This is a genomic window from Nocardioides sp. CPCC 206348, from assembly GCF_048654705.1.
Classification (GTDB): Bacteria; Actinomycetota; Actinomycetes; order Propionibacteriales; family Nocardioidaceae; genus Nocardioides.
In genome coordinates, this window is sequence record NZ_JBMCZA010000059.1 from 18,168 (window position 1) to 23,260 (window position 5,093).

The 5,093-nt window shown below is 69.3% G+C and carries 7 protein-coding genes; all 7 read right to left on the reverse strand.

The features are described 5' to 3' along the window. The coding region (locus ACOADB_RS02075) for a putative baseplate assembly protein (RefSeq protein WP_378596249.1) at positions 1–936 on the reverse strand (936 nt) is incomplete at its 3' end. Continuing rightward, on the reverse strand, positions 933–1,340 hold the full coding sequence (locus ACOADB_RS02080) for a GPW/gp25 family protein (protein WP_056714367.1): 408 nt from the start codon (positions 1,338–1,340) through the stop codon (positions 933–935). The genes ACOADB_RS02080 and ACOADB_RS02075, both read right to left, overlap by 4 nt. A gap of 2 nt (positions 1,341–1,342) precedes the next feature. Further along, positions 1,343–1,630, reverse strand: a complete 288-nt coding sequence (locus ACOADB_RS02085; protein WP_378596250.1) for a PAAR domain-containing protein — start codon at positions 1,628–1,630, stop codon at positions 1,343–1,345. Further along, the gene (locus ACOADB_RS02090; protein ID WP_378596251.1) at positions 1,630–3,399 is read right to left on the reverse strand and encodes a VgrG-related protein; all 1,770 of its coding nucleotides are present in this window, start codon (positions 3,397–3,399) and stop codon (positions 1,630–1,632) included. Before ACOADB_RS02090 ends, ACOADB_RS02085 begins: the two co-directional genes overlap by 1 nt. After that, complete coding sequence (locus ACOADB_RS02095) at positions 3,386–4,171, reverse strand: peptidase M23 (RefSeq protein WP_378596252.1); 786 nt, start codon at positions 4,169–4,171, stop codon at positions 3,386–3,388. The genes ACOADB_RS02090 and ACOADB_RS02095 overlap by 14 nt, the downstream gene beginning before the upstream one ends. Positions 4,172–4,182: 11 nt before the next feature. Further along, entirely contained in the window at positions 4,183–4,620 is a 438-nt protein-coding gene (locus ACOADB_RS02100; protein WP_378596253.1) for a phage tail protein, read from the reverse strand. Between the two features lie 80 nt (positions 4,621–4,700). Continuing rightward, a partial coding sequence (locus ACOADB_RS02105; protein ID WP_378596254.1) for a hypothetical protein occupies positions 4,701–5,093 on the reverse strand: 393 nt, incomplete at its 5' end.

Consider the following 5,093-nt stretch of genomic DNA (forward strand, 5'->3'; position numbering starts at 1 on the left):
CAGCCTGAACACCTGGCCCGGCACACCCTCGGACAGACCGAGGATCTCGTCGGTGAACGTCTCGGAGTGGGTGGCCGCCACCGTGCCGCCGATCGTGTACGCCGACATCTCGGTGATCGTGGGCGAGGCGCTGTAGAACGGATAGCCCTCCCCCGGCGCCACGACGCGGCAGCGCAGCCAGCCGGCGCGCACCTGCGACACGACCGATGCGGCATGGGACTCGGGGACGTGCAGGATCACGTCGCCCGGCCGGTTCAGGCCACCGGTCGTGTCACGGTCGACATCACAGGCCGTCCACGCCTTGCCGTCCCAGGCCTCCCACACCAGTGGCGGCCGGGTGGGGTCGACGCCCACGCCCTGGAGGTGGCAGGTCATCCGCAGCCCGATGGCACAGGACGGCGCCGCGTCGTCGAGGCCGATGTAAAGGATGTCCTCGTAGGCCGGCTGTTCGGTGAAGCACCGGAACTCCGTGCCGAGGCTCAGCTCGTCGTCGCGGCGTTCCGGCTCGCCCCCCGCGTTGTGCGTCATCACGTGCGCGAGCGATCGAGGCGGCATCGTCAACGACTTCGACGTCGCGAAGACGACCGCTTCCTGCTGGGGCGTGCGCAGGGTCGCCACCTCCGCACCGGCCGGCAGCACCGTCGTCTCCTTCGCGGCAGCGGCCAGCCATGCGGTGACCTCCACCCGCGCCGGGGTCGGCGGGTGCAAGGTGACGCCGAGGAGGTCGAGGAAGGTGATGTAGAGCCGGTCCGGGACCCGGTTCAACCGGTACAGGAGCTCGTCGGTCATGAACGCGAACGTCTCGATCAGCGTCACGCCGGGGTCCGACACGTTGTGGTCGGTCCATTCGGGGCAGCGCTGCTGGACCATGCGCTTGGCGTCGTCGACGAGGTCCTGGAAACGGCGATCGTCGAGATTCGGGACCGGCAGGGTCATGCGTCCTCCTCGTGGGGCGGAATGACGTAGAACGGGAAGACGAGGTTGCGCGGATCGTTCTCGCCGCGCAGCGAGTAGGAGATGTCGATGTAGAGGACGCCCTGGTCGACGGCATCGAAGCGCACGGCGACGTCCTCGACGTCCACCCGCGGCTCCCAGCGGTTGAGGGAGACCCGCACCGCATAGGCGATGTCGCCCGCAGTCGCGGCGTCCGCAGGGGCGAAGACGTAGTCGTGCACGGCACAGCCGAACTCCGGCCGCATCGGGCGCTCCCCCGGCGCCGTCATCAGGATCAGCCGGATGCTCTCCTCGATCTCCCGGCGCCCGCTGACCAGGGCGACCCGCCCGGTCGGGTCGGTGCGCAACGGGAAGGACCATCCGGAACCGACGAACTCCGAGCCCATCATCAACCTCCGATCAGCACGGTCGGACAACCCGGCGGGAGGATCGGCGCACCACAGCCGGTCAGGTCCCCGACCCGGGCCGCTGGCTTGCCACCGATCAGGACCGTCGCCGATCCCTTGGCGATGGGCGAGGGTGGATGCGGGCCCGCGGGGGGCGGGAACGAACAGGTATGGACGTCACCGACCGTCGCCGCGGGCAGGCTCCCGATCAGGACCGTTGCGACGCCCGGTCCCGTGATGACACCGGGGTGGGGCGTCAGGTCTCCTACGCGGGCAGCGGGCATCGGCATCAGTTGATCCTCACGACCGCACCCTTGAGGGTCAGCGGGCCATCCGCCTCGACGCTGACCACCGGTCCCTTGATCTTCACGCCGGCCTTGCCCGTGACCTCGACCTGAAGGCCGTCGACCTTGACGTTCTGCTGGGCCTTCATCGTGACGTTCCCCAGGGCCTCGATCTTCAGGTCCCGCTTCGCGGTGATCTCCGTCGGCCCCTCCGAGATGATCTTGATGCCCTTCTTGGTCTGTTCGAGCAGCACCTTCTGGGCACCGTCGTTGGTGCTGACCTCGAGGCTCTCGGCGCCGGCCTTCTCGACGAACACGATCTGCATGCCCGTGCGGGAGACCCAGGCGCGCGTGTTGATCGCACCGTTGCTCGCATCGACGTGGTCGGCCCAGGGCTGCTTGGGCTGGTCCTTGCCGTTGAAGACCCCGCCCAGGACGTAGGGGTGCCCGAGGTCCCCGTGGGCGAAGGAGATCAACACCTCGTCATCGACCTCCGGCAGCACGACCAGGCCGCGCTTGGCTCCAGCCCCGGCGTGGACCGTGCGGCACCACCCCGACTCGTACTCGTCGGAGAGCCAGGGAATCTTCACCTTCACCCGACCCTGCTTGTCCGGGTCCTGGGCGCTCGTCACGATGGCGGGTACGACGCCCACGATGCGCGGGTCGTTGGTCGGAGAGTCCTGCAGGCTGCCGTAGAGCGAGCGCTCCGAGGTGTTGCTCGCCGTGAAGTGCGTCCGGTACCCGGTCGCAGGACGGAAGTCATGGCGCGTCGAGGTCAACACGTACCGGCCGACGAACGGGTTTCCGACTCCGGCCAGCTTCACGGCCGACCCCGCGCGCAACGCGGGGTTGCCCTTGGCGATGCCTTCGACCTCGGCGAATCCGCCGGCGACGTGGTCGGCGAGCGAGGCGGCGGACGACGTGGCGACGTCCTGCTGGGTGATGCGGGCATCGCCCACGACGTACGGCGGGCTGGGAAAGGTCGAGGCGATGGAGGCCGGACTGATGCCGCCCTCCGGCTGTGCGCTCGGTGTCGCGCAGGGCTTGTTGGCGGTGACGGCCAGCTTGCGGGCCGGATCCCACCCGCGGACGTTGACCTCCTTGACCTGGCCCGAGGCCGTGATCGTGGCGCGCAGGTCGACCAGGTTGACGCCTTGCTGCAACACCAGCGGCTCGGAACGCGCGTCGGTCCCGGACGGCGCCTCCGCGGCCTCCGGGCGCTTGATGAAGTGCAACTTGCCGGCGCTGACCGTGAGCATCCTGTCGTGATCGGTGGCGAGCCGGGCCAGGAAGTCCCAGTCGGACTCCCCTGCCTGGGTGGTGTGCGCGAGCGCCACGGTCGTCGGGTCGACCTGCACCTGCACACCGGCGGCCTGCCCCACGTTGCGCACGATGTCCGAGGCAGTCATGTTGAGGAACGCCTTCACGCGGGTACCGCGGTAGAGCCGGTGGGCGATGTCCAGGCCGCGCACCACCGTGTGGAGACCGGCCTCGCCGATCTCCACCTCGAGCGCGGTGACCTCGCCGAGGTGCAGCGGTTCGGGCCCGCCCGGAGCCGTGTTCTGCAGGTTCAGCTCGACCTTCGCGCCGATCTTGAAGCCGCCCTTCTCCAGCACGATGGCGTCCGGGTCGCGGAAGCGGAGCACGAAGAGGTCGGGGACCCGGGTGCTCTCGTCGACGAGCCCGGCCACCATCAGGCTCGCGACGTCTGCCGGCAACGGCGCTCCGTTGACCTTCACCAGCAGGGTGTTGCTGAACTCTTCACCGTGAGGCATGCCCCAGTGCCTTCCTGCGAGGCCGGGACTCGCTCTCGATCTCCTCCAGGGCAGGGAGCAGGAGCTCGGTGCCCGGACGCAGTCGGGTGGGGTCGTCGATCCGGTTGAGGACGGCGATCGGGCGCCACAGCGAGGGCTTCCCGTACTCGGCATAGGCGATGGCGGGCAGCGAGTCGCCCTCGACCACCTGGTGCACGCGGTGCGGCACCAGGCCGCCCGAAGTGGGGTTCTGCTTCGGAGGCCCACCGGACAGCTCCTCCAGGGTGACCGTGCAGGTGGCCCGGATCGGCACGCCACCGCTGGTGAACAGGGTGTACTTCGCCTGGACCTGGCTGACGTAGCCCAGGAACCCGGTCAGCGAGCCCCAGCGGAAGACGACCCAGGGCGGTGACGGCTTCTTCGACGTGAGGGTCTTCTCGAGCGGCACCGTCAGCATGAAGAGCTTCTCCACGGTCTGCACCACGGAGGTGTCGTGCTCGCCCTTGCAGTCCAGGAACAGCTCGAGCGTCAGCTTGGACGGCTGCGCTCCCTTGAACTCGGGCGGCGATGCGGACTTGTTGCCCTTGGCCTCCTCCCGCTTCCAGTTCGCGGTCTTCTGCAGCGACAGCTCCTTCGGGTTGAACTGGAACGTGATCGGCTCCAGCTTCGGGCCCGGGGCAGCGAGCGACCCGTCCTTCGACGGCTCATAGACCTGGAGATAGGCCTGCTCGAGCTTGGCTCCCCCACCGCCTCCGGCGCCGGCAGCCTGGAATCCGACCGGACTACTGCTCATCTCGCGTCTCCTCAGCTGCTCGGAAGGAAGCCGTGGTGGGCGATCTCGAGGGTCTCGGTCAGCACCTTGGGCTGGTCGGGCGTCATCTGCGGTCCGGTCCAGCGGACCGGGATCACCTCGTTGAGCGACCACTTCGCCACGACGGTGCCCTTCGCTGTCTGCGCCTCGATCGTGGCGGTGTACCGCTTGTAGCCCGTCACCAGCTCCCCGATCCAGTTCGTGAGCAGCTCGGTCTGCTTGCCGAGCGGGCGGGACAGCTTCACGTTCGAGTACTTCAACCGGGACGGGAACTGCCAGACGAAGCCGTTGTTGCCACCCTCTTCGCGGCTCTCCAGGACGACCTCGACCCCCAGGCCCTCGCAGCTGGTGAAGTCGCCGAGGTCACGGCCGTCGATCTTCACCTTGTAGCTGACGCTGACGGCGGTGTCGACGTCCTGCAACTGGCTCATCGTGTCTGACTCCCTTCGTCCTCGCGTCCGCACCCAAGGACCGCTCACGACCACGGTCCGTCTCGTCACTCAGCAGGCACTCACCACCGGTCGGTCCGCACCCCCCGTCGTTCCCTGTCGACGACGAGCTCGCCGCGCAGCATCCGCAACAACGACGGGAACAACTGGCGGGCCATCGCCTCGGCCTGCTCCGGCGACTGCGCGCCACCGGCGGCCGGGGCGGCGCCGGGCGCAGCCGCAGGGGCTGGCGAAGCGGCCGCGCCTGCGTCGGCGGCGGGCGGCGCCTCGGGTTCAGGTGCAGGCGCTTCGGCCGTCTCCCGCTGGATCGTCGCCGGCTCGGCTTCGGCGACCTCGGCGGCGCTGGCACGTTGCGGCATGACCAGGGCCGGGGCCGCCGGTGGGCCGGGTGCCCGCAACGCCGGTGCACTCACCACGGGCGATGCCGACCGCTGCAGGAAGGCCACCGGACCGGC